This is a genomic window from Pseudomonas phoenicis (assembly GCF_047302395.1).
Classification (GTDB): domain Bacteria; phylum Pseudomonadota; class Gammaproteobacteria; order Pseudomonadales; family Pseudomonadaceae; genus Aquipseudomonas.
In genome coordinates, this window is record NZ_CP154852.1 from 2,089,092 (window position 1) to 2,111,927 (window position 22,836).

General features: G+C 59.6%; 31 protein-coding genes. 26 read left to right on the forward strand and 5 right to left on the reverse strand.

Annotated features, from left to right (window positions below; all coding sequences use genetic code 11):
• Position 1 precedes the first annotated feature (1 nt).
• From rpsQ to bfr, 20 genes are all read left to right on the forward strand, one after another.
• The gene (gene rpsQ / locus AA0Z93_RS09350; protein ID WP_023534981.1) at positions 2 to 268 is read left to right on the forward strand and encodes a 30S ribosomal protein S17; all 267 of its coding nucleotides are present in this window, start codon (positions 2 to 4) and stop codon (positions 266 to 268) included.
• 23 nt (positions 269 to 291) lie between these two features.
• Complete coding sequence (rplN, locus tag AA0Z93_RS09355; RefSeq protein ID WP_011063774.1) at positions 292 to 660, forward strand: 50S ribosomal protein L14; 369 nt, start codon at positions 292 to 294, stop codon at positions 658 to 660.
• Positions 661 to 671: 11 nt separating this feature from the next.
• Positions 672 to 986: a 50S ribosomal protein L24 gene (gene rplX, locus AA0Z93_RS09360; RefSeq protein ID WP_016715319.1), complete on the forward strand. Its 315-nt coding sequence runs from the start codon at positions 672 to 674 to the stop codon at positions 984 to 986.
• Between the two features lie 20 nt (positions 987 to 1,006).
• Positions 1,007 to 1,546 (forward strand): 50S ribosomal protein L5, encoded by a 540-nt coding sequence (gene rplE, locus AA0Z93_RS09365; protein WP_023535025.1) that lies wholly within the window; start codon positions 1,007 to 1,009, stop codon positions 1,544 to 1,546.
• A 13-nt stretch (positions 1,547 to 1,559) separates the two neighbouring features.
• A complete protein-coding gene (gene rpsN / locus AA0Z93_RS09370) occupies positions 1,560 to 1,865 on the forward strand; it encodes a 30S ribosomal protein S14 (RefSeq protein WP_296269204.1) in 306 nt (101 codons plus the stop codon).
• A 209-nt stretch (positions 1,866 to 2,074) separates the two neighbouring features.
• Positions 2,075 to 2,467, forward strand: a complete 393-nt coding sequence (rpsH, locus tag AA0Z93_RS09375) for a 30S ribosomal protein S8 (protein ID WP_296269205.1) — start codon at positions 2,075 to 2,077, stop codon at positions 2,465 to 2,467.
• A gap of 12 nt (positions 2,468 to 2,479) precedes the next feature.
• Positions 2,480 to 3,013: a 50S ribosomal protein L6 gene (gene rplF / locus AA0Z93_RS09380; protein WP_060478898.1), complete on the forward strand. Its 534-nt coding sequence runs from the start codon at positions 2,480 to 2,482 to the stop codon at positions 3,011 to 3,013.
• Positions 3,014 to 3,023: 10 nt separating this feature from the next.
• A complete protein-coding gene (gene rplR, locus AA0Z93_RS09385) occupies positions 3,024 to 3,374 on the forward strand; it encodes a 50S ribosomal protein L18 (RefSeq protein ID WP_003255467.1) in 351 nt (116 codons plus the stop codon).
• A gap of 3 nt (positions 3,375 to 3,377) precedes the next feature.
• Positions 3,378 to 3,878, forward strand: a complete 501-nt coding sequence (rpsE, locus tag AA0Z93_RS09390) for a 30S ribosomal protein S5 (RefSeq protein ID WP_003255465.1) — start codon at positions 3,378 to 3,380, stop codon at positions 3,876 to 3,878.
• A 2-nt stretch (positions 3,879 to 3,880) separates the two neighbouring features.
• Positions 3,881 to 4,057 carry a 50S ribosomal protein L30 gene (gene rpmD / locus AA0Z93_RS09395; protein WP_029614570.1) on the forward strand — a complete coding sequence of 59 codons (177 nt, stop codon included), beginning with the start codon at positions 3,881 to 3,883 and terminating at the stop codon, positions 4,055 to 4,057.
• Between the two features lie 3 nt (positions 4,058 to 4,060).
• Positions 4,061 to 4,495: a 50S ribosomal protein L15 gene (rplO, locus tag AA0Z93_RS09400; RefSeq protein WP_043192539.1), complete on the forward strand. Its 435-nt coding sequence runs from the start codon at positions 4,061 to 4,063 to the stop codon at positions 4,493 to 4,495.
• Positions 4,496 to 5,827, forward strand: a complete 1,332-nt coding sequence (gene secY / locus AA0Z93_RS09405) for a preprotein translocase subunit SecY (RefSeq protein ID WP_028695413.1) — start codon at positions 4,496 to 4,498, stop codon at positions 5,825 to 5,827. It abuts the gene before it with no gap.
• Positions 5,828 to 5,854: 27 nt separating this feature from the next.
• Entirely contained in the window at positions 5,855 to 5,971 is a 117-nt protein-coding gene (gene rpmJ / locus AA0Z93_RS09410; protein ID WP_002555468.1) for a 50S ribosomal protein L36, read from the forward strand.
• A 130-nt stretch (positions 5,972 to 6,101) separates the two neighbouring features.
• Positions 6,102 to 6,458 (forward strand): 30S ribosomal protein S13, encoded by a 357-nt coding sequence (rpsM, locus tag AA0Z93_RS09415; protein WP_003255457.1) that lies wholly within the window; start codon positions 6,102 to 6,104, stop codon positions 6,456 to 6,458.
• A gap of 18 nt (positions 6,459 to 6,476) precedes the next feature.
• Positions 6,477 to 6,866: a 30S ribosomal protein S11 gene (gene rpsK, locus AA0Z93_RS09420; RefSeq protein ID WP_003255454.1), complete on the forward strand. Its 390-nt coding sequence runs from the start codon at positions 6,477 to 6,479 to the stop codon at positions 6,864 to 6,866.
• A 15-nt stretch (positions 6,867 to 6,881) separates the two neighbouring features.
• Complete coding sequence (rpsD, locus tag AA0Z93_RS09425; protein WP_028695415.1) at positions 6,882 to 7,502, forward strand: 30S ribosomal protein S4; 621 nt, start codon at positions 6,882 to 6,884, stop codon at positions 7,500 to 7,502.
• Between the two features lie 22 nt (positions 7,503 to 7,524).
• Positions 7,525 to 8,526, forward strand: coding sequence for a DNA-directed RNA polymerase subunit alpha (locus tag AA0Z93_RS09430; RefSeq protein ID WP_296269207.1), 1,002 nt, complete (start codon positions 7,525 to 7,527; stop codon positions 8,524 to 8,526).
• A 42-nt stretch (positions 8,527 to 8,568) separates the two neighbouring features.
• The gene (rplQ, locus tag AA0Z93_RS09435; protein WP_028695417.1) at positions 8,569 to 8,955 is read left to right on the forward strand and encodes a 50S ribosomal protein L17; all 387 of its coding nucleotides are present in this window, start codon (positions 8,569 to 8,571) and stop codon (positions 8,953 to 8,955) included.
• 171 nt (positions 8,956 to 9,126) lie between these two features.
• Positions 9,127 to 10,566: a catalase gene (locus AA0Z93_RS09440; protein WP_413045563.1), complete on the forward strand. Its 1,440-nt coding sequence runs from the start codon at positions 9,127 to 9,129 to the stop codon at positions 10,564 to 10,566.
• A 163-nt stretch (positions 10,567 to 10,729) separates the two neighbouring features.
• Positions 10,730 to 11,194: a bacterioferritin gene (gene bfr, locus AA0Z93_RS09445; protein ID WP_296269209.1), complete on the forward strand. Its 465-nt coding sequence runs from the start codon at positions 10,730 to 10,732 to the stop codon at positions 11,192 to 11,194.
• A gap of 71 nt (positions 11,195 to 11,265) precedes the next feature.
• On the opposite strand, the gene uvrA is transcribed toward bfr, so the two are convergent.
• Positions 11,266 to 14,100 carry an excinuclease ABC subunit UvrA gene (gene uvrA / locus AA0Z93_RS09450; RefSeq protein ID WP_413045562.1) on the reverse strand — a complete coding sequence of 945 codons (2,835 nt, stop codon included), beginning with the start codon at positions 14,098 to 14,100 and terminating at the stop codon, positions 11,266 to 11,268.
• Between the two features lie 129 nt (positions 14,101 to 14,229).
• Between uvrA and AA0Z93_RS09455 the strand changes: the two genes are divergently transcribed.
• Both AA0Z93_RS09455 and AA0Z93_RS09460 read left to right on the forward strand, forming a co-directional pair.
• The gene (locus AA0Z93_RS09455) at positions 14,230 to 15,621 is read left to right on the forward strand and encodes an MFS transporter (RefSeq protein WP_413045561.1); all 1,392 of its coding nucleotides are present in this window, start codon (positions 14,230 to 14,232) and stop codon (positions 15,619 to 15,621) included.
• 9 nt (positions 15,622 to 15,630) lie between these two features.
• Entirely contained in the window at positions 15,631 to 16,197 is a 567-nt protein-coding gene (locus AA0Z93_RS09460; RefSeq protein ID WP_413045560.1) for a single-stranded DNA-binding protein, read from the forward strand.
• Between the two features lie 401 nt (positions 16,198 to 16,598).
• Here the strand turns inward: AA0Z93_RS09460 and AA0Z93_RS09465 are convergent, their stop codons facing one another.
• Both AA0Z93_RS09465 and AA0Z93_RS09470 read right to left on the reverse strand, forming a co-directional pair.
• On the reverse strand, positions 16,599 to 16,910 hold the full coding sequence (locus AA0Z93_RS09465; RefSeq protein WP_413045559.1) for a hypothetical protein: 312 nt from the start codon (positions 16,908 to 16,910) through the stop codon (positions 16,599 to 16,601).
• A gap of 4 nt (positions 16,911 to 16,914) precedes the next feature.
• The gene (locus AA0Z93_RS09470; RefSeq protein WP_413045558.1) at positions 16,915 to 17,103 is read right to left on the reverse strand and encodes a hypothetical protein; all 189 of its coding nucleotides are present in this window, start codon (positions 17,101 to 17,103) and stop codon (positions 16,915 to 16,917) included.
• Between the two features lie 161 nt (positions 17,104 to 17,264).
• Here AA0Z93_RS09470 and gcvA point away from each other — a divergent pair, with 161 nt between their 5' ends.
• Complete coding sequence (gene gcvA / locus AA0Z93_RS09475) at positions 17,265 to 18,158, forward strand: transcriptional regulator GcvA (RefSeq protein ID WP_413045557.1); 894 nt, start codon at positions 17,265 to 17,267, stop codon at positions 18,156 to 18,158.
• A 92-nt stretch (positions 18,159 to 18,250) separates the two neighbouring features.
• On the forward strand, positions 18,251 to 18,955 hold the full coding sequence (locus AA0Z93_RS09480; protein ID WP_413045556.1) for an SDR family oxidoreductase: 705 nt from the start codon (positions 18,251 to 18,253) through the stop codon (positions 18,953 to 18,955).
• Positions 18,956 to 19,080: 125 nt separating this feature from the next.
• On the opposite strand, the gene AA0Z93_RS09485 is transcribed toward AA0Z93_RS09480, so the two are convergent.
• Positions 19,081 to 20,070: an asparaginase gene (locus AA0Z93_RS09485; protein WP_413045555.1), complete on the reverse strand. Its 990-nt coding sequence runs from the start codon at positions 20,068 to 20,070 to the stop codon at positions 19,081 to 19,083.
• A gap of 141 nt (positions 20,071 to 20,211) precedes the next feature.
• Entirely contained in the window at positions 20,212 to 21,654 is a 1,443-nt protein-coding gene (locus AA0Z93_RS09490; protein WP_413045554.1) for an alanine/glycine:cation symporter family protein, read from the reverse strand.
• On the opposite strand from AA0Z93_RS09490, the gene AA0Z93_RS09495 reads away from it, so the two are divergent.
• Both AA0Z93_RS09495 and AA0Z93_RS09500 read left to right on the forward strand, forming a co-directional pair.
• Positions 21,653 to 21,838 (forward strand): hypothetical protein, encoded by a 186-nt coding sequence (locus tag AA0Z93_RS09495; protein WP_296269217.1) that lies wholly within the window; start codon positions 21,653 to 21,655, stop codon positions 21,836 to 21,838. The two genes, AA0Z93_RS09490 and AA0Z93_RS09495, sit on opposite strands and share 2 nt — an antisense overlap.
• Positions 21,831 to 22,649, forward strand: a complete 819-nt coding sequence (locus tag AA0Z93_RS09500) for an XRE family transcriptional regulator (RefSeq protein WP_296269218.1) — start codon at positions 21,831 to 21,833, stop codon at positions 22,647 to 22,649. Before AA0Z93_RS09495 ends, AA0Z93_RS09500 begins: the two co-directional genes overlap by 8 nt.
• The last annotated feature ends 187 nt before the right edge of the window (positions 22,650 to 22,836 follow it).

The window sequence follows — 22,836 nt, forward strand, 5'->3', positions numbered from 1 at the left end:
CATGGCTGAAGCTGAAAAAACCGTCCGTACGCTGACTGGCCGTGTCGTCAGCGACAAAATGGACAAGACCATCACCGTATTGATCGAGCGTCGCGTCAAGCACCCGATCTACGGCAAATACGTTAAGCGTTCGACTAAGCTGCACGCGCACGACGAAACCAACCAGTGCAAGATCGGCGACAAGGTTTCGATCACCGAAACTCGTCCGCTGGCCAAGACCAAGTCCTGGGCACTGGTTGAAGTCCTCGAACGCGCTGTTGAAGTCTAAGGGCTAGGGGTCGGAGAAATTTTATGATTCAGACTCAATCCATGCTCGATGTGGCCGATAACAGCGGCGCTCGTCGCGTCATGTGCATCAAGGTGCTCGGCGGTTCCCACCGCCGTTACGCCGGCATCGGTGACATCATCAAGGTTACCGTCAAGGAAGCGATTCCTCGCGGTAAGGTCAAAAAAGGCCAAGTGATGACCGCCGTTGTTGTCCGTACCCGTCATGGTGTACGTCGCGCTGACGGTTCCATCATTCGTTTCGACGGTAACGCTGCTGTTCTGCTGAACAACAAGCAAGAGCCGATCGGCACTCGCATCTTCGGGCCAGTGACCCGTGAACTTCGCAACGAGAAGTTCATGAAGATCGTCTCGCTCGCCCCTGAAGTGCTCTAAGGAGATCCGACATGCAAAAGATTCGTCGTGACGACGAGATCATCGTGATCGCCGGCAAAGATAAAGGTAAGCGCGGTAAGGTGCTGAAGGTGCTCGCTGACGACCGTCTGGTCGTTGGTGGGGTCAACCTGGTCAAGCGTCATACCAAGCCTAACCCGATGGCGGGCGTACAGGGCGGTATCGTCGAGAAAGAAGCGCCTCTGCACGCTTCCAACGTTGCCATCTTCAATGGCGAAACCAACAAAGCTGACCGCGTTGGTTTCAAGGTTGAAGACGGTAAGAAAATTCGTGTCTTCAAGTCGACCCAAAAAGCGGTTGATGCTTGAACACTGCTAGGTAGAAGACCATGGCACGACTGAAAGAGATTTACCGGAACGAAATCGCTCCCAAGCTTAAGGATGAACTTAAGCTTTCGAACGTGATGGAAGTTCCACGCGTTACCAAAATCACCCTGAACATGGGTCTGGGCGAAGCGATCGGCGACAAGAAAGTCATCGAGCACGCCGTTGCCGACCTGGAAAAGATCACTGGCCAAAAGCCAGTCGTGACGTTCGCTCGTAAATCCATCGCTGGCTTCAAAGTGCGCGAAGGATGGCCGATCGGTGTCAAGGTGACGCTGCGTAGCGACAAGATGTACGAGTTCCTGGACCGCCTGCTGGCGATCTCCCTGCCACGTGTCCGCGACTTCCGCGGCCTGAATGCCAAGTCCTTCGATGGCCGTGGCAACTACAGCATGGGCGTGAAAGAGCAGATCATCTTCCCGGAAATCGATTACGACAAGATCGATGCTCTGCGCGGTTTGGACATTACCCTGACCACCACTGCTCGTTCGGATGACGAAGGCCGCGCTCTGCTGCGTGCATTCAAATTCCCGTTCCGCAACTGATTGGAGTAGGAAAATGGCCAAGAAGAGCATGAAAAACCGCGAGCTGAAGCGTCAGCTCACGGTAGCTAAGTTCGCCAAAAAGCGTGCTGAACTGAAAGCGACCATCGTCGACCTGAACGCTTCCCCGGAAGACCGTTTCGCCGCCGTTGTCGCTCTGCAGAAGCAGCCACGCGACGCAAGCGCTGCGCGCCTGCGTAACCGCTGCCGCCTGACCGGTCGTCCGCACGGTGTTTACCGTAAGTTCGGCTTGTCCCGTAACAAACTGCGCGAAGCTGCAATGCGCGGTGACGTACCGGGTCTGGTCAAGGCCAGCTGGTAAGCTCGGTAAGTCAGAACACCGTGGCGGAAGGGGAACCTTCCGACCGCCGGTGACTCTGCAACGAAACAAGCCCCTTCATGGGGCTTGTTTCGTTTTTGTCTTGTGTCTAGAATGACCGGCTCACCTGGGTCCGGGCCTATTGCCCTGCCTGCTCAGGTGGTTGTGATAGCCGCAAGGCTAATAATTCTTGTATCAGGAGCATCTAGCCCATGAGTATGCAGGACCCGTTAGCGGACATGCTAACTCGCATCCGTAATGCCCAGATGGCTGAGAAGTCAGTCGTGAGCATGCCTTCTTCGACATTGAAGGTTGCGGTTGCCAAAGTTCTGAAGGACGAAGGTTACATTGCTGGCTATGAAGTCAGCGCTGAAGCCAAGCCTTCTCTCTCCCTTGAACTGAAGTACTTCGAAGGCCGTCCGGTCATCGAAGAACTGAAGCGCTCCAGCCGTCCAGGTCTGCGCCAGTACAAATCCGTTTCTGACCTGCCGAAAGTTCGTGGCGGTCTGGGCGTATCCATCGTCTCCACCAACAAAGGTGTGATGACTGATCGTGCTGCGCGGGCTGCCGGTGTTGGCGGCGAAGTGCTCTGCACTGTGTTCTAAGGGGGGATAGGCATGTCTCGCGTCGCTAAGAACCCCGTTAAGCTGCCATCGGGCGTCGAAGTCAAATTCGCCGGTCAGCAGCTTTCGGTGAAGGGTGCCAAGGGCACTCTCGAACTGAACGTTCACTCGTCTGTTGAAGTTACCGAAGAATCTGGTGAGCTGCGTTTCGTCGCTCGCAACGGTGATCAGCAAGCTCGCGCCATGGCCGGTACTACCCGTGCTCTGGTGAACAACATGGTCCAAGGCGTAAGCCAAGGCTTCGAGCGCAAGCTCCAGCTGGTCGGTGTTGGTTACAAGGCACAGGCAAAAGGCACCGTCCTGAACCTGGCCCTGGGCTTCTCGCACCCAGTGGACTACGAACTTCCAGCCGGCATCACCGCTGAAACCCCAAGCCAGACCGACATCCTGATCAAGGGTATCGACAAGCAGCTGGTGGGTCAGGTGGCCGCTGAAATCCGCGGTTTCCGTCCGCCAGAGCCGTACAAAGGCAAAGGTGTGCGTTACGCGGACGAAGTAGTCCGTCGTAAAGAAGCCAAGAAGAAGTAGGGCCTAGCAAATGACCGACAAAAAAGTTATTCGACTGCGTCGCGCTCGCAAAGCACGCCTGAAAATGCACGAACTCGAAGTCGTGCGCCTCTGCGTGTTCCGTTCGTCGCAGCACATCTATGCCCAAGTCATTTCGGCAGACGGCAGCAAGGTTCTGGCAAGCGCCTCGACCTTGGACAAAGACCTGCGTGATGGCGCCACTGGCAACATCGACGCGGCCACTAAGGTTGGCAAGCTGGTCGCTGAGCGTGCGAAAGCCGCTGGTGTATCTCAAGTTGCCTTTGACCGTTCCGGCTTCAAGTACCATGGCCGCGTCAAAGCGCTGGCTGATGCTGCTCGTGAAGGCGGGCTGGAGTTCTAAGTTATGGCAAATAACGATCAAAAGCGCGACGAAGGCTACATCGAGAAGCTGGTTCAAGTTAACCGCGTAGCCAAAACCGTCAAAGGCGGCCGTATCTTCACCTTCACCGCGCTGACCGTGGTAGGTGATGGCAAAGGCCGTGTTGGTTTCGGCCGTGGCAAATCGCGCGAAGTACCTGCTGCGATCCAGAAAGCCATGGAAGCTGCTCGTCGCAACATGATTCAGGTCGACCTGAAAGGCACCACTCTGCAGTACGCCACCAAGGCCGCCCACGGCGCCTCGAAGGTCTACATGCAGCCTGCCTCGGAAGGTACCGGTATCATCGCCGGCGGCGCCATGCGTGCCGTCCTGGAAGTTGCTGGCGTTCAGAACGTTCTGGCCAAGTGCTACGGTTCGACCAACCCAGTGAACGTGGTCTACGCCACCTTCAAGGGTCTGAAAGCCATGCAATCTCCTGAATCCATTGCTGCCAAGCGCGGCAAGAGCGTCGAGGAGATCTTCTGATCATGGCTACCGTTAAAGTAACGCTGATCAAAAGCACCGCTGGCCGCCTGCCTAACCACATTCTGTGCGTTAAAGGCCTGGGTCTGCGTCGCATCGGTCACACCGTAGAAGTCCAAGATACTCCCGAGAACCGCGGGATGATCAACAAGGCTTACTACATGCTGCGCGTTGAGGGTTAATCGATGAAACTCAATGATCTGAGTCCAGCGCCGGGTTCCCGTCGCGAGAAGCATCGTCCGGGTCGTGGTATCGGTAGCGGTCTGGGTAAGACTGGCGGCCGCGGCCACAAAGGTCAGACCTCCCGTTCCGGTGGCACCATTGCTCCAGGCTTCGAGGGTGGTCAACAGCCGCTGCATCGTCGCCTGCCGAAGTTCGGTTTCGTTTCCCTGAAAGCCATGGATCGAGCCGAAGTGCGTCTGTCCGAGCTGGCCAAAGTGGAAGGCGACATCGTCTCCGTGCAATCCTTGAAGGATGCCAACGTGATCAACCAGAACGTACAGCGTGTGAAAATCATGTTGTCTGGCGAAGTCACCCGTGCAGTCACCATCAAGGGTATCGCCGCCACCAAAGGTGCGCGTGCGGCTATCGAAGCAGCTGGCGGCAAGTTCGAGGAATAAATGGCTAAGCAAGGTGCTCTCTCTTCGCTCGGTAAGGGCGGGATGTCGGAACTCTGGGCTCGTCTGCGCTTTCTGTTTCTGGCGATCATCGTCTACCGGATCGGCGCACATATCCCGGTGCCTGGCATCAATCCCGACCGTCTGGCGGATCTGTTTCGGCAGAATGAGGGGACCATTCTTAGCTTGTTCAACATGTTTTCCGGTGGTGCGCTGGAGCGCATGAGCATCTTTGCATTGGGGATCATGCCGTACATCTCGGCATCGATCATCATGCAGCTCATGACCGCTGTCAGTCCGCAACTGGAGCAGTTGAAGAAGGAAGGTGAAGCTGGCCGTCGCAAGATCAGCCAGTACACCCGCTACCTCACTGTAATCCTGGCATTGGTTCAAGCGATTGGCATGTCCATTGGCTTGGCCAACCAGGGCGTGGCGTTTTCTGTTGGCCTCGGCTTCCATGTCGTCGCCGTCTCCACCTTCGTGGCAGGCGCGATGTTCATGATGTGGCTGGGTGAGCAGATCACCGAGCGCGGTGTGGGCAACGGTATCTCGATGTTGATCTTCGCAGGTATCGTTGCCGGTCTTCCGAGAGCAATCGGGCAGTCTTTCGAGTCTGCGCGTACTGGCGATATCAACATTTTCGCCTTGGTCGCAATCGGGTTGCTGGCAGTAGCGATCATCGGTTTCGTGGTGTTCATTGAGCGTGGTCAGCGTCGTATCGCCGTTCACTACGCCAAGCGTCAGCAGGGCCGTAAGGTCTTCGCTGCGCAGACCAGCCACTTGCCGCTCAAGGTGAACATGGCAGGGGTCATCCCAGCCATTTTCGCCAGCAGCATTCTGCTGTTCCCGGCTTCGCTGGGTGCCTGGTTCGGTCAGTCCGAAGGTATGGGCTGGCTGCAGGACATCTCGCAGTCGATCGCTCCTGGTCAGCCGTTGAACATCTTGCTGTTTAGTGCAGGGATCATCTTCTTCTGCTTCTTCTATACAGCGCTGATGTTCAATCCGAAAGACGTAGCGGAAAACCTGAAGAAGTCCGGTGCCTTTATTCCGGGTATCCGTCCAGGTGAACAGTCGGCTCGCTACATTGATGGCGTTCTGACCCGTTTAACCATGTTCGGTGCTCTATACATGATGGCCGTATGCCTGCTCCCCCAGTTCCTGGTGGTGGCTGCAAACGTGCCGTTCTACCTTGGCGGGACCTCGTTGCTGATTGTGGTAGTGGTTGTGATGGACTTCATGTCCCAAGTACAATCGCACCTCGTTTCGCACCAGTACGAATCCCTGATGAAGAAAGCCAACCTGAAAGGCTACGGTGGCAGCAGTCTGCTGCGCTGATACGCCCCTAAGGTCGAGGAGTCGGTAATGAAAGTTCGTGCATCGGTGAAAAAGCTGTGCCGTAACTGCAAGATTATTCGCCGCGAAGGTGTCGTGCGCGTGATCTGCAGCGCGGAACCGCGTCACAAACAGCGCCAAGGCTGAGTGTGATTGTGCTTTAAGCCCAGCAGCTAGTGCGCTGCTGGGTTGATTAATCGTTTCTACAGCGATATTATCTCGCGCCCTATTTCTTGGCTTCCGGGGCGTAGGTAGCTGTCAATTGGAGTCCCACTGAATGGCCCGTATTGCAGGCGTCAACATTCCAGATAACAAGCATACTGTTATCTCGCTGACCTACATCTATGGTGTCGGTCGCACCACTGCGCAGAAAATCTGTGCAGACGCTGGCGTAAACCCAGCCGCAAAGATCAAGGATCTGAGCGACGAGCAAATCGAAACCCTGCGTGGCGAAGTCGCGAAGTTCACCACCGAAGGTGACCTGCGTCGTGACATCAACATGAAGATCAAGCGCTTGATGGACCTGGGCTGCTACCGCGGTCTGCGCCATCGTAAAGGTCTGCCGGTTCGCGGTCAGCGTACCAAGACCAACGCACGCACCCGTAAGGGCCCGCGTAAGCCGATCCGCAAGTAACCGCCCAGGAATATAGACATGGCAAAACCTGCTGCTCGTCCTCGTAAGAAAGTCAAAAAGACAGTGGTTGATGGCATCGCCCACATCCATGCGTCTTTCAACAACACTATCGTGACCATCACCGACCGTCAGGGCAATGCTTTGTCCTGGGCGACCTCCGGTGGTTCCGGTTTCCGTGGTTCGCGCAAATCCACCCCGTTCGCAGCTCAGATCGCTGCCGAACGTGCTGGTCAAGCTGCGCTGGAATACGGTCTTAAGAACCTCGACGTCAACGTCAAGGGTCCAGGTCCAGGTCGTGAGTCCGCCGTTCGTGCTTTGAACAGCTGCGGCTACAAGATCGCCAGCATCACCGACGTGACGCCAATCCCGCACAACGGGTGCCGTCCGCCGAAGAAGCGTCGCGTGTAATCAGGAGACAGATAAATGGCACGTTACATTGGTCCAAAATGCAAACTGTCTCGCCGTGAAGGCACTGACCTGTTCCTGAAGAGCGGCGTTCGCGCTCTGGAATCGAAGTGCAACATCGAAGCAGCCCCAGGTATCCACGGCCAGCGCCGTGGCCGTCAGTCCGACTACGGTACCCAGCTGCGCGAGAAACAAAAAGTCCGTCGTATCTACGGTGTTCTGGAGCGTCAGTTCCGCGGTTACTACCAAGCGGCAGCCTCGAAAAAAGGCGCCACCGGTGAGAACCTGCTGCAACTGCTCGAGTGCCGTCTGGATAACGTCGTCTACCGTATGGGCTTCGGTTCTACCCGTTCCGAGTCCCGCCAGCTGGTTTCGCACAAAGCGATCAGCGTCAACGGTAAGACTGTGAACATTCCATCCTACCAAGTTCGTCCGGGTGACGTGGTCTCGGTTCGCGAGAAATCGCTGAGCCAGCTGCGCATTGTTCAAGCCCTTGAACTGTGCGCCCAGCGTGGCCGAGTTGAGTGGGTCGATGTGGATGCTGCTAAAAAGTCGGGCGTTTTCAAGAACGTTCCTGCTCGCAGCGACCTGTCCGCCGACATCAACGAAAACCTGATTGTCGAGCTCTACTCCAAGTAAGGGCTAGAAAATAGGTGCATCCATGCAGATTTCGGTAAATGAGTTCCTGACACCCCGCCACATCGATGTGCAGGTTGTCAGTCCTACCCGCGCCAAGATCACGCTCGAGCCTCTCGAGCGTGGTTTCGGCCATACCCTGGGCAACGCGCTGCGCCGCATCCTGTTGTCCTCCATGCCTGGCTGTGCAGTAGTCGAGGCCGAGATCGAGGGCGTACTCCACGAGTACTCCGCGATCGAAGGTGTACAGGAAGATGTCATTGAAATCCTGTTGAACCTGAAAGGCCTGGCTATCAAGCTGCACGGTCGTGACGAAGTTACGCTGACCTTGTCGAAAAAGGGTTCGGGGGTGGTTACCGCTGCCGATATTCAGCTGGATCATGATGTCGAGATCGTCAATCCCGATCACGTAATCGCGAACCTGGCGTCCAACGGCGCCTTGAACATGAAGCTCACCGTAGCTCGTGGTCGCGGTTACGAGCCGGCCGACTCCCGTCAAACCGACGAAGACGAAAGCCGCAGCATTGGCCGTTTGCAGCTGGACGCTTCGTTCAGCCCGGTGCGTCGTATCGCCTACGTGGTAGAGAACGCCCGTGTTGAACAGCGTACCAACCTGGACAAACTGGTCATCGATCTGGAAACCAACGGTACCCTGGATCCTGAAGAGGCTATCCGCCGCGCTGCAACCATCCTGCAACAGCAGTTGGCTGCGTTCGTCGACCTCAAAGGTGACAGTGAGCCGGTAGTGGTTGAGCAGGAAGACGAGATCGATCCGATCCTGCTGCGCCCGGTAGACGACCTTGAACTGACCGTACGTTCGGCCAACTGCCTGAAGGCGGAGAACATCTACTACATCGGCGACCTGATTCAGCGCACCGAAGTAGAGCTGTTGAAAACTCCTAACCTCGGCAAGAAGTCCCTGACTGAAATCAAGGACGTGCTGGCTTCGCGTGGTCTGTCTCTCGGCATGCGCCTCGACAACTGGCCGCCTGCAAGTCTTAAGAAAGACGACAAGGCGACTGCCTGATCGTCGTAACCACCGAACGTAGTGTTTGGTAAGGAATGAATCATGCGTCATCGTAAAAGTGGACGTCACCTGAGCCGTACCAGCTCTCACCGTAAAGCTATGTTCCAGAACATGGCGGTGTCGCTGTTCGAGCACGAGCTGATCAAAACTACCCTGCCGAAAGCCAAAGAACTGCGTCGCGTTGCCGAGCCGCTGATCACCCTGGCCAAGGAAGACAGCGTTGCCAACCGTCGTCTGGCCTTCGACCGTACCCGTTCGAAAGCTATCGTTGGCAAACTGTTCAACGATCTGGGCAAGCGTTACGCCACCCGTCAAGGCGGCTACCTGCGCATCCTCAAGTGCGGTTTCCGCGCTGGCGACAATGCGCCAATGGCGTACGTCGAGCTGGTTGATCGTCCTGTTGGCGGTGCTGTAGAAGCTGCTGAATAAGACGTCAGTCTGATCACAAAAAAACCGGGCCTAGCGTCCGGTTTTTTTGCGCCTTAATATTGTCGAAGGCTATCGATTTCAAAGCATCAATCAATTAGAGCAATAGGCCGTCGGTCGGCATACTTCTCCTCAAGCCACCCAGTTGGCAATGCCATTCGTTCAGGAGAGCACATGACCACGATCCTCACTACCGCCAGTGGCGCCCCCGTCGCCGACAATCAGAATTCCCGCTCTGCTGGACCACGAGGTCCGTTGATGCTGGATGACTTCCATCTGATTGAAAAGCTTGCCCACTTCAACCGTGAAAACATCCCTGAACGCCGTGTGCACGCCAAGGGCTCCGGTGCCTATGGCACCTTCACGGTAACCCGCGACATCAGCGCCTATACCAGCGCACGTATGTTCGAACAGATCGGCAAGCAAACCGAGACTTTCCTGCGCTTCTCCACTGTTGGTGGCGAGCGTGGTTCGGCCGATACCGAACGCGACCCGCGCGGCTTCGCCCTCAAGTTCTATACGGAGGAGGGCAACTGGGACATCGTCGGCAACAATACGCCCGTGTTCTTCATCCGTGATCCATTGAAGTTTCCTGATTTCATCCACACGCAGAAGCGCCACCCGCAGACCAACCTGAAGAATGCCCAGATGATGTGGGACTTCTGGTCGCATTCGCCCGAAGCTTTGCATCAGGTCACCATCCTGTTCTCGGACCGGGGCATACCCGACGGTTACCGGCATATGCATGGTTTCGGCAGCCACACCTACAGTTTGGTGAACGCTGCGGGTCAACGCACTTGGGTGAAATGGCACTTCAAGACCCAGCAAGGCATCAAGAACCTGTCCGTAGCCGATGCCGCACGTTTGGCCGGTACCGACCCCGATTATGCTCAACGCGATCTGTTCGAGGCCATTGACCGTGGCGACTATCCGAAATGGACCGCCTGCATCCAGGTCATGAGCGAAGCGCAAGCGGCCAACCGCGAAGAGAACCCGTTCGACGTCACCAAGACCTGGTCGCAAAAAGAATTCCCATTGATCGAAGTGGGTGTGCTGGAACTCAACCGCAATCCGCTCAACTACTTTGCCGAAGTCGAACAAGCCACCTTCGGACCGAGCAACATGGTGCCTGGGGTAGGGCTCTCGCCCGACCGCATGCTGCAAGGTCGCGTGTTCGCTTATGCCGATGCCCATCGCTACCGTGTAGGCACCAATCATCAGCAGTTACCGGTCAATGCCCCACGCTGCGCCGTGCACAGCTACCAACGCGACGGTGCCATGGCCCAGGGCACGTATGGTGCGGCACCGAACTATGAGCCTAACAGTTACAGCGACGCGCCCAAGCAGTCTGCGCGTCATGCGGAACCGGCGCTGCCGCTCAGCGGTGCGGCTGATCGGCACGACCACCGCGTCGATGGCGACTACTTCAGTCAGGCCGGGGCGCTGTTCCGCTTGATGAGCAGTGAGCAGCAGACATTGTTGGTCAACAATATTGCCGGTGCCATGGCAGGGGTGAGCGATGATGTCATCGAGCGGCAGCTGGGTTATTTCTACGAAGCGGACCCGCAATACGGGGAAGGGATCGTCAAAGCCTTGGGGCGCAATCTCGCCTGACTCTTAATGCTAAGAAGAACCGCCCGCATTTGGGCGGTTTTTCAATGAATATCACTACCGTTTACCGACTTTTTTGCAAGGATTTTCCTCTTTTTCAGTGACCTCCAATGGATCGTGGTTCACACTATGTGCATACCGCTATCACTCAGGGAGTATCACGTCGATGTTAGGTCACCCGGACGTAATCGATTATCTCAACACGTTGCTGACGGGCGAACTGGCAGCACGCGATCAGTATTTCATCCACTCGCGCATGTACGAAGACTGGGGTTTGTCCAAGCTCTACGAGCGCATCAACCATGAGATGGAAGAAGAAGCGCAGCACGCCGATGCCCTGATGCGCCGCATCCTGATGCTCGAAGGCACGCCGCGCATGCGCCCCGACGATCTCGACGTAGGGACTACGGTGCCGGAGATGATCGCAGCCGATCTGCGCCTGGAATACAAAGTCCGCGCTGCCCTGTGCAAAGGCATCGAGTTGTGCGAACTGCACCAGGACTACATCAGCCGCGACATCCTGCGCGTGCAGTTGGCCGATACCGAAGAAGACCACACCTACTGGCTGGAAAAGCAGCAAGGCCTGATCAAATCCATCGGCTTGCAGAACTACCTGCAATCGCAGATGTGACAGCATCTGCGCAAGCATGAAAGAGCCCCGCCCGGAAAACCTGGCGGGGCTCTTTTTTGACCGCGTGAAGCCTAGGCGCGGTCGCGTTCGAGCAATGGCTTGAGGTAGTGCCCGGTATAGGACTGTTTCGCCTTGGCCAGCTCTTCCGGTGTGCCGCTGGCAATGATCTGCCCACCTTTGGAACCACCTTCAGGGCCCAGGTCCACCAGCCAGTCGGCCGTCTTGATCACGTCCAGATTGTGCTCGATCACCACCACGGTATTGCCGTGGTCGCGCAGACGGTGCAGCACATCCAGCAACTGTTGAATGTCTGCGAAGTGCAGGCCGGTCGTGGGTTCGTCGAGTATGTACAGCGTCTTGCCGGTATCACGCTTGGACAGCTCGCGCGACAACTTCACGCGTTGTGCTTCACCACCCGAAAGCGTCGTGGCCGACTGCCCAAGTTTGATATAGGACAGGCCTACGTCCATCAGCGTCTGTAGCTTGCGCGCCAGGGCAGGGACGGCGTCGAAGAAGCCACGCGCCTCCTCGATGGTCATCTCCAGCACCTCGTGGATGTTCTTGCCCTTGTACTTCACTTCCAGCGTCTCGCGGTTGTAGCGCTTGCTCTTGCACACGTCGCAGGGCACATAGACGTCGGGCAGGAAGTGCATTTCCACCTTGATCAGACCGTCGCCCTGGCAAGCCTCGCAGCGACCGCCCTTGACGTTGAAGGAGAAGCGTCCTGGCCCATAGCCGCGCGAGCGTGATTCCGGTACCCCGGAGAACAGCTCACGGATGGGTGTGAACAGCCCGGTATAGGTGGCTGGGTTGGAGCGCGGCGTGCGACCGATAGGGCTCTGATCGATGTCGACCACTTTGTCCAGATGCTGCAAGCCGTCCATGCTGGTATGCGCGGCGGCCTCCAGGCTGGTGGTGCCATTGAGCGCAGCGGCGGCGAGCGGGTAGAGGGTGTTGTTGATCAGAGTCGATTTGCCCGAACCCGAGACACCGGTCACACAGGTCAGCAAGCCGATCGGCAATTCCAGATCGACATTCTGCAAGTTGTTGCCGCGCGCGCCCTTGAGCTTGAGCGACAGCTTCTTGTTGCGCGGCGTACGTTTGGCCGGCACGACGATCTTCTTGCGCCCGGACAGGTATTTGCCCGTCAACGAATCCGGATGCGCCATGACTTCTTCAGGCGTGCCCTCGGCAACGATGGCGCCACCGTGGACACCGGCACCCGGTCCGATATCGACCACATAATCCGCCAGGCGGATGGCGTCTTCGTCGTGCTCGACCACGATCACGGTGTTGCCCAGGTCGCGCAGGTGGTTGAGCGTACCCAACAGACGGTCGTTGTCGCGCTGGTGCAGGCCGATGGAGGGCTCATCGAGGATGTACATCACCCCCACCAGGCCCGCGCCGATCTGGCTGGCCAGACGAATACGCTGCGCCTCGCCGCCAGACAGGGTTTCGGCGCTGCGGTCCAGCGTCAGGTAGTCGAGGCCGACGTTGACCAGGAACTGCAAGCGTTCGCAGATTTCCTTGAGGATCTTCGAGGCGATCTCGCCGCGGCGTCCGGTCAATGTCAGCTGGTCGAAGTAGCCACTGGCATCGCCGATCGGCATGTTGGTGACCGCAGGCAGGGTCTTTTCGCCGACCCAGACGTGCCGCGCCTCACGTCGCAGACGCGTGCCGCGGCAATCGGGGCAGGGCTGGGTGCCGAGGAACTTGGCCAGCTCTTCGCGTACGGTCGACGATTCGGTCTCACGATAGCGCCGCTCCAGGTTTGGCACGATGCCTTCGAAGGGGTGCGAACGCTTGACGATGTCGCCCCGGTCGTTGAGGTATTTGAAGTCGACGTTCTGCTTGCCGCTACCCTGCAGGATGACCTTCTGATGATCTGCCGACAGCTCGCCGAACGGCTTGTCCAGGCTGAAGCCATATTGCTTGGACAGCGAGCCGAGCATCTGGAAGTAGTAGACGTTGCGCCTGTCCCAGCCGCGAATCGCACCTTCGGCCAAGGTCAGCTCGCCGTTGACCAGGCGCTTGATGTCGAAGAACTGCTTGACCCCCAGGCCATCACAGGTCGGGCAGGCGCCGGCCGGGTTGTTGAAGGAGAACAGTTTGGGTTCCAGCTCGCTGATGGCATGGCCGCAGATCGGGCAGGCGAAACGCGCCGAGAAAATGGTCTCCTCGCCGTTTTCATCGTCCATGGGCGCGACCAATGCGATGCCGTCGGCCATCCGCAGCGCGGTCTCGAACGACTCGGCCAGACGCTGTTGCAGGTCGTTGCGCACCTTGAAGCGGTCGATCACCACATCGATGCTGTGCTTCTTCTGCTTGTCGAGCTTGGGCACCTCATCGAGCTCATAGAGCTTGCCGTTGATGCGCGCACGTACGAAGCCTTGTGCCCGCAGCTCGTCGAACACCGCCAGGTGCTCGCCCTTGCGCTCGCGCACCACGGGCGAGAGCAGCATCAGCTTGGTACCCTCGGGTTGCTCGAGCACCAGGTCGACCATCTGGCTGACGGTCTGGGCTTCCAACGGAATGTCGTGGTCCGGGCAGCGCGGTGTACCGACGCGGGCGTAGAGCAGGCGCAGGTAGTCATAGATTTCGGTGATGGTGCCGACGGTGGAACGAGGGTTGTGCGAGGTGGATTTCTGTTCGATGGAAATGGCCGGCGACAGACCTTCGATCGTGTCGACGTCAGGCTTTTCCATCATCGACAGGAACTGCCGCGCGTAGGCCGAAAGCGACTCCACGTAGCGACGTTGCCCCTCGGCGTAGAGGGTGTCGAAGGCCAGTGAGGACTTGCCGGAACCGGACAGCCCGGTAATGACGATGAGCTTGTCCCGTGGAAGGGTCAGATCAATATTTTTCAGGTTGTGGGTACGTGCCCCACGGATCAGGATTTTGTCCACTGCAGCCTCGCTTGGCGGGCATAAACGAAAAAGTATACGGCCCCCTGCCATCACGCGGCAAAGCGTCGCGTATATGCCCATAAGCGGTCCGACTGATAGAATCGCCGCCGGTTCACACGAGGTTTATCCATGCACGACACCCATAGCGAACGCATGAGTGGCACTGAAACGCGCGCCGCAGGCGGCCTTGCCCTGGTCTTCGCCTTTCGCATGCTGGGCATGTTCATGGTGCTGCCGGTGCTGGCGACCTACGGGATGGACCTGGCAGGTGCCACCCCGGCGCTGATCGGCCTGGCCATTGGCGCCTATGGCCTGACCCAGGCGGTATTGCAGATCCCGTTCGGGATGATTTCCGACCGCATCGGCCGTCGGCCGGTGATCTACCTCGGCTTGCTGGTGTTCGCCCTGGGCAGCGTGCTGGCGGCGCAGGCCGACTCCATCTGGGGCGTGATCCTGGGGCGGGTGCTGCAAGGGGCGGGCGCGATCTCCGCGGCGGTCATGGCGCTGCTGTCCGACCTGACCCGCGAGCAACACCGCACCAAGGCCATGGCCATGATCGGCATGAGCATCGGTTTGTCGTTCGCCGTGGCGATGGTCGTCGGCCCGCTGCTGACAAGTGCCTTCGGCCTGTCAGGCCTTTTCCTCGCCACAGGGGCGCTGGCGGTGGTGGGGCTGGCCATCGTGGCCTTCGTCGTGCCGAGTGCGCACAGCACGCTGTCGCACCGCGAATCGGGCGTCGCCCGCCAGGCCCTGGGGCCCACCCTGCGTCATCCCGACCTGCTGAGGCTGGACCTGAGCATTTTCGTTCTGCACGCCATCCTCATGGCCAGTTTTATCGCCTTGCCGCTGGCCTATGTCGGTGCGGGGCTGCCCAAGGAGGAACACTGGTGGGTGTACCTGACCGCCTTGCTCATTTCATTTTTCGCAATGGTGCCGTTCCTCATCTACGGCGAGAAGAAGCGCAAGATGAAGCGCGTGTTGCTTGGGGCGGTCGGTGTGCTGCTGCTGGTGGAGGTGTTCTTCTGGCAATGGGCTGACAACTTGCGCGGACTGGTCATCGGCACCGTGATATTCTTTACGGCGTTCAACCTGCTCGAGGCGTCGCTGCCTTCCCTGGTCAGCAAGGTGTCGCCCGCCGGCGGCAAAGGCACGGCCATGGGGGTGTATTCCACCAGCCAGTTCCTCGGCGCGGCGTTGGGCGGCATTCTCGGTGGCTGGTTGTACCAGCACGGCGGCTTGAGCGTGGTGTTCCTCGGATGCGCAGCGTTGTGCGTGGTGTGGCTGGTGGGCACCGTGGGTATGAACGAGCCGCCCTATGTGACCAGCCTGCGCCTGCCGCTGACGCCCGAGGCGATGCGTGACGCCGGGCTGGCTGAACGCCTCATGGCTGTGCCGGGTGTGACCGACGCCGTGGTGGTGGCAGACGAAGCTGCCATCTACATCAAACTGGATACGAAAATTTTGGATCGCACGACCTTGGAACGGCTGGTCAACCCAGCTCCAGCGGCGTGCGAAGCCTAGGAGAACGTTATGGCCCGTGGGGTTAACAAAGTCATTCTGGTCGGTACCTGCGGTCAGGATCCCGAAGTCCGCTACCTGCCCAACGGTAACGCCGTGACCAACCTGAGCCTGGCCACCAGCGAGCAGTGGACTGACAAGCAGTCCGGGCAGAAGGTCGAGCGTACCGAGTGGCACCGTGTGTCGCTGTTCGGCAAGGTCGCCGAGATCGCCGGCGAATACCTGCGCAAGGGTTCGCAGTGCTACATCGAAGGCAAGCTGCAGACCCGCGAGTGGGAAAAGGACGGCATCAAGCGTTACACCACCGAAATCATCGTCGACATCAACGGCACCATGCAGCTGTTGGGCGGCCGTCCGCAGAACCAGCAGGGCGGCAACGACGGTTACAACCAGGGTGGCGGTCAGCAGCAGTACAACCAGGACAACGGCCAGCAGCAATACAACCAGGCGCCACGCCAGCAGGCCCAGCGCCCGCAGCAGGCACCGCAGCGGCCGCAGCAGCAACAGCAGCAACCGGCGCAACAGCAACAGCAGCCAGCGGCGGATTTCGACAGCTTCGATGACGATATTCCGTTCTGATCTGCAGCTTTTCCAGAGCCGCAAACACTAAAGCGAGGCCATTGACTTGGCCTCGCTTTTTTATGGTTTATGTAATGCAGAATCAAGTCTTGATATGGAGTGCTTGGCTCTATACGTTTATATAGCGCAAAACCAAGGTACGTCGTCTCGCAGCTGCTTCCATAAATGAGTCGAGACCGACCAAGTGGTTAGGGCCCAGCGTTGCTCTTGCTACGGATTCAGTTCGGATTCGCCAGCGCCGGCATCCACGATATTCACGTTGAAGATTTGTTCAATGACTTGTCTTGGTCCTTGATTGAGGCTCCAAGTGAAGATAACCAAAACACCCAGTAACAGTACAAATATGACCGAGGCCACCACGCCTTGAGAAACATCGAGCCAGAAGCTTGGTCTGTAACGTTTTATTTCGCTCGTAAGCTTCGCATCATAATATTTTCAAGTTCTTCAGCTCTGGTTTCCAAGGTGATCGTAAGGAAGTCCTGAGCCAGCTTATCCGCTTGGTTACGGTATGCCTGGAGCTGAAACTCCGAGTTGCTCACCTCGTGGAAATGAGACAGGTCAGTGTCAGCAGGCGCCCGCCCGTGACGGGCTTCGAAGCTTTTGACGAATTCGATTTTTTGCCGTTTGTAGAGAGAGTAAGCAATGATCTCAAGGATGTCGTCTTCACTCTTTACCAGCTCAGTATAGATGAAGTTATAGCTTCCTCTTTCCATAGGGTCACGCCTTCCGGAGTCGAGCCGATGCGGTTTCAAACGCTGACCTTATTTCGTCTGCGCTTTGACAGTTGCTATAGATGATGTCGCCCACTTCCAGCGGAAGTTCGCTGCGCAGGCCGCCTTTACGTCTGGCGAGCTTGGAATTGGCTTCTGTTACAAGCTTTTTCGAGAAAAGAACTTTGAATTTCATAAGGCGGTTCCTCAAAAACCTGATAGGGATCATAGCAGCAACCTCCCCCCAGGACATGTGGCCGAAGCTGCCACTGAGGACGCTATGACCCTGCCCGTAAAAAACCCAAACAGTGTGCGAAAATCGATTTCATCCCACGTATACGCCAAGTGCACATTCCCATGCCCGACGCTTTCCCCACCCTCCCACCGCTCAACGCCCTGCGCATCTTCGAAGTGGTCGCCCGCCACCTGAACTTCCGCCTGGCCGCCGAAGAGCTCGGCGTCACCCAGGCGGCCGTGGCCCAACAGGTCCGGGGGCTGGAGGCCAAACTGGCGGTGCGCCTGTTCGAGCGCCTGCCACGGGGCCTGGCGCTGACCGATGCCGGGCGGGCCTACAGCGGCAGTGTGCGCAGCGCTTTATCGATGATCGACGAGGCCACCCGCTTGCTCAAACCCGAGCCGCTGCACGTCACGGTCAGCGTCACCCCGAGCTTCGCTTCGAAATGGCTGATTCCACGGCTGGGCAGCTTTGCCCAGTGCCACCCCGAGATCGATCTGCGGGTGCTGGCGACCGAACGGCTTTCGCACTTCCAGACCGATGGGGTGGACCTCGCCGTGCGTTATGGGGTGCCTGGCTTCGGCCCAGGCTTGCACGTGGAACGGTTGTTCGAACAGTGCATCGTCGCGGTGGCGAGCCCGATCCTGTTCCACGACAAGGCCATGCCTGGCCGTTTCGAAGACCTGCAACGCTTCGCCCTGCTGCACGATGCCCACGACCACTGGCCGGCCTTCACCGCCAGGCTGTTTCCGGAACATGCGTCGCTCATCACCAAGCACATGCGTTTCAACCAGACCTCCCTGGCGATCGAGGCTGCCATCGGCGGGCAGGGTATCGCCCTGGCCACCGCAGCCTTCGTGGCCCAGGACATCGCGGCAGGTCGGCTGGTGCAGGTGTTCGAACAACGACTCAGCCTTGAGCAAGGCTTCTACCTGGTCTGGCCGCACAAGTCGCGCAATGCGCCGCTGCTGCTGCAAGTGGCACAGTGGCTTAAGAATCAGGCAGGCAGTAGCTGAGCTATCGTCTCGACAAACCCCGGCTGCCTCCCTCGCGGCGTACCACGTTGCTACCTTCACAGCATCTGAACGAACACAGCCCTGGAGGCAACATGACAGTAGAAAAAGTAGCGATCATCACCGCCGGCGGTAGCGGCATGGGCGCGGCTGCGGCGCGGCGACTGGCCGCCGATGGCTTCAAAGTGGGCATCCTGTCGTCGTCGGGCAAAGGCGAGGCGCTGGCCCACGAACTGGGCGGCATCGGCGTCACCGGCAGCAACCAGTCGACCGCCGACCTGCAGCGTCTGGTCGATGCGGTGATGGCCGAATGGGGGCGCATCGACGTGCTGGTCAACAGCGCCGGCCACGGCCCGCGCGCGCCGATCCTGGAGATCAGCGACGAGGACTGGCACGCCGGCATGGACACCTACCTGCTCAACGTCATCCGCCCCACGCGGCTGGTGGCGCCGATCATGCAGCGGCAGAAGGGCGGCGCCATCATCAACATTTCCAGCGCCTGGACCTTCGAGCCCAACGCACTGTTCCCGACCTCGGCCGTGTTCCGTGCGGGCCTGGCGGCCTTCAGCAAGATCTTCGCCGATAACTTCGCCGCCGATAACGTGCGCATCAACAGCGTGCTGCCCGGCTGGATCGACAGCCTGCCGGCGACCGACGAGCGTCGTGACAGCGTGCCGCTCAAGCGCTACGGGAGGAGCGAGGAAGTCGCGGCGACCATAGCCTTCCTGGCCAGCGACGGTGCGGCCTACATCACCGGGCAGAACCTCAAGGTCGACGGTGGCGTTACTCACGGCCTCTGAAACGCGACTGGAACCGCTGCTGTTTCAGCAGCGCTCCGGCCATGGCCCGAACAATGAAAAACGGCGCCTGCTCATAGGGAGCAGGCGCCGTTTGGCTTTGCACGGAGTAGGGACATCCCACCCGATCAGGCACGCTCGCCGCATAGATCCAGCTGGAACCAGTGGCCGGCCGTCTCCCTGTCCAACCCCGCGCCCAGCAAGCCGAACAGCTTGCCCAACGCCGCCTCGCGGGTCATGCCGCCACCGCTGAGCAGCCCGGCGTCGCGCAGGCGGCTGCCGGCCGCATAGGTGTCGAACACCACCGAACCTTCGGGGCACTGGCTGATGGCGACCACCAACACACCCTGCTGGCGCGCCGTATGCAGCGCGTCGAGCAGTGCCAGGTCGTCGGACGGCCCGGTGCCGCTGCCGTAGCACTCCAGCACCAGCCCGCGGATGCCGCTGGCCAGCAGCCCGTGCAGGTGCTCGGCGCCAAGGCCGGGAAACACCGGCAGTACCGCGAGCTTGACCGGCTGGCGCGCCTGGCGATAGCTCAGCGTGGCGGGCAGCTTGGCGGCGCGCTCGCCCTGGCGATGGCGGGCCGGCGCGGTGAACGCGTCGAACGCCTCGCTGCGCAGCTTGGACGCTCGGCAGCCGTGCAGCAACTGGCCGTGGAAGAACAGCTGTACGCCGTTCTGCAAACCCTGCTCGAACTGGCGCAGGGCGCCGATCAGGTTGTCCCAGGCGTCGCTGTCCGGCGTGCCGGCCGGCAGCATGGAGCCGGTCAGCAGCACCGGCACCGGCAGGCCCAACAGCAGGAACGACAGGGCAGCGGCGCTGTAGGCCAAGGTGTCGGTACCGTGCAGCACCAGCACACCATCATGGCCGTCGTGCTCGACCGCTTCGACGATGGCCTCGCGCATCGCCAGCCAGTTGGCCTGCTGCATGTTGGCGCTGTCGATCAGCGGATCGAGTTCGCGCAGCGCCCAGCGCAGTTGCGGGGCATCGCTGCATTGCGCCAGATGATCGCGCATACGCGCTTCAAAACCGCCGGCCGGGGCCAGGCCCTCGGGGGTTTCCAGCATGCCGATGGTGCCGCCGGTGTAGAGGACGAGAAGGTTGTTGACTGCACGCATGGCGCATTCCTTAGCGAGATCAGACTCGAGCGCAGCCCATACCGACGGCGACCCGGCGCGGCTGGGCGCTGGATCGTCGGGCGGGTGCATTGGGGCGAAGCTTACGTCAGCCGCCCGCGGACGGGGCGGCTGGCACAGGGCTCAGCGCAGGGGTTGCGCCTGGCCGACCGTGGCGTCGGTGGCGACGGTCTGCTGCGGGTTGGCCGGCCAGGCGGCACGGTCCAGGTCCAGGTCGGTGAACTGGCTGGAGTCGAACACCGGCTGCTTGACGCCGGCGCGGCGCTGGGCGTCGTAGTCGCGCATCACCCGCAGGCCGACCTTGAACAGCAGGGTCAGGGCGATCAGGTTGACGAACGCCAGGCAGGTCATGGTGATGTCGGCGAAGGCGAACACGGTCGACAGGTCTTGCGTGGAACCCCAGATCACCAGCACCAGTACCAGCACGCGGAAGCCCATCAGCACGGCGCGGTTGCGGGTCAGGAACTGCAGGCTGTTCTCGCCCAAGTAGTAGTTGTAGAGGATGCAGGTGAAGACGAACAGCGACAGCGCGACGCTGACGAAGATGCGCCCCCAGTCACCGACCACGGCGGCCAGCGAGTTCTGCGTCAGCACGATGCCGTCGCCTTCGAAGCCTGGGGTGTAGAAGCCCGAGAGCAGGATCAGCAATGCGGTGCAGGTGCAGATCACGAAGGTGTCGAGGAACACGCTGAACGCCTGTACCACGCCTTGCGCGCCAGGGTGTTTGACGGCGGCCACGGCAGCCACGTTCGGGGCGCTGCCCAGGCCGGCTTCGTTGGCGAACACGCCGCGCTTGACGCCCATGACGATGGCGCTGCCCAGCAGGCCGCCGAAGGCAGGGTCCAGGCCGAAGGCGCTCTTGAAGATAGTTGCCAGCATGGCTGGGACGTGTTCGATCTGCGTGCCGATCACGTAGAGGGTCACGCCGATGTAGGCCATGGTCTTGATCGGCACCAGCAGGTCCGACACCTTGGCGATGCGCTTGATGCCGCCGATGAAGGTGATGGCCAGCAGCACGGCCAGCACGATACCGGTGTGGGTCGGCTCGAAGGCGAAGGCATTTTGCAGCGAGTGGGTCACGGTGTAGGACTGCAGGCCGATGAAGGCGAAGCCGTAGGTGACCAGCAGCAGCAGCGAGAAGACGATCGCCATGCCCTTGAATTTCAGGCCGTGCAGGATGTAGTACGCCGGGCCGCCGCGGTACAGGCCATCGCCGTCGGCGCGCTTGTAGACCTGGGCCAGGGTGCATTCGAAGAAGCTGCTGGCCATGCCCACCAGGGCGGTGACCCACATCCAGAACACCGCACCTGGGCCGCCCAGGGTCACGGCGATACCGACGCCTGCGATGTTGCCGGCGCCGACGCGGCCGGCGAGGCTGAGCATCAGGGCCTGGAACGAGCTGAGTTGGCCTGCCTGGCCGCGAAGGGATTCCTTGAAGACCCCGAACATGTGGCCGAAGTGACGGAACTGCACGAACCGCGAGCGGATCGTGAAGTAGCTACCCAGGCCGACGATGAGCACGATGAGAAGCTTCCCCGAGAGGAAATCGTTGAGTGCTTCGAGCATGAAAAGAACCTCGATTCTTATTTTTCGCGTTGGACACCAGCAGGCCGCCCAGGGGCAGCGCTACTCAATGGGGCGCATGGTTGGCTATGACAAGAAGGGTTACAATTTCGCGGCTTGGTCCGAATTGATGCGACTTGATGCTATACTGGCGCGCTTCGCATCAGATGGAACCCGCCATGAGTGAGCATTTCGCCCTCAACCTCAAGCTGGCGTGCAGCCATTACCGCTCTATTTCCGAGGTTTGCCGGAAATTGGCGATGAATCGCGCGCAGTTCAACAAGTACCTCAGCGGGCAGAGCCATCCGACGAGCTACAACCTCAAACGCATCGGCGACTTCTTCGGTGTCGAGGACTACGAGCTGGGCCTGCCGCCCGACCAGTTCGCCCGGCTGATCGGCGCACGCAACGGCGCAGACGCCGAAAGTGCGCAGGGCGACCCGATCGCCGAACTGTTCCAGCCTTTGCACGAGCATGGCGGCAATCTGTCGCGTTATTGCGGCTACTACTTCGAATACGCCAACTGCATGTCGGTGCCGGGCACGATCCTGTTGTCGCTGGTGCACCTGCGTGAAGAACGCGGGCGTTTCCTGTTCGAGCGCCAGGAACGCCAGGAGCGGACCAGCAGCAGCAACGTGCAGGCCGAAGACTGGGTACGTTGCCGCTACCTGGGCGCGGCGTTCCAGCTGCAAGACCGGCTGTTTCTGGTCGACTACGAGTCGCTCACCTTCAACGAGATCAGCCAGACCATTCTGATCCCCAGCTTCAAGAGCCGGGTGACGCGCCTCAATGGCCTCAAGACCGGCGTTTCCAGCGGCGATCGGCGCAACCCGGCCTGCACCCGTGTGGTCTGGGAGTATCTGGGCGAAGACATCAACCGCATCAATGCCTACCGCCAGGTGAAGCTGTATCAACCGGACGACCCGCGCATCGACGACGACGTGCGCGAACGGCTGAGCGTCGGGCCGATCAGCCATGGGTTGTTCGAAATCGAATGACGCGCCTCCTCAGCAAACCTGTCGGCTTCGAACATTGGAGCTCATGCGGTAGGCGGTAGACGCAATTTCCAGCAGCGGTGGGCATCGACCTTGATCGTGACGGCAATCGCCGGCACCGGGGGTTGTACTTCCCTGGATGGACACCTCACAATGTTCGCTTTCCTTTCATCTGTTCGGATCTGTTGAC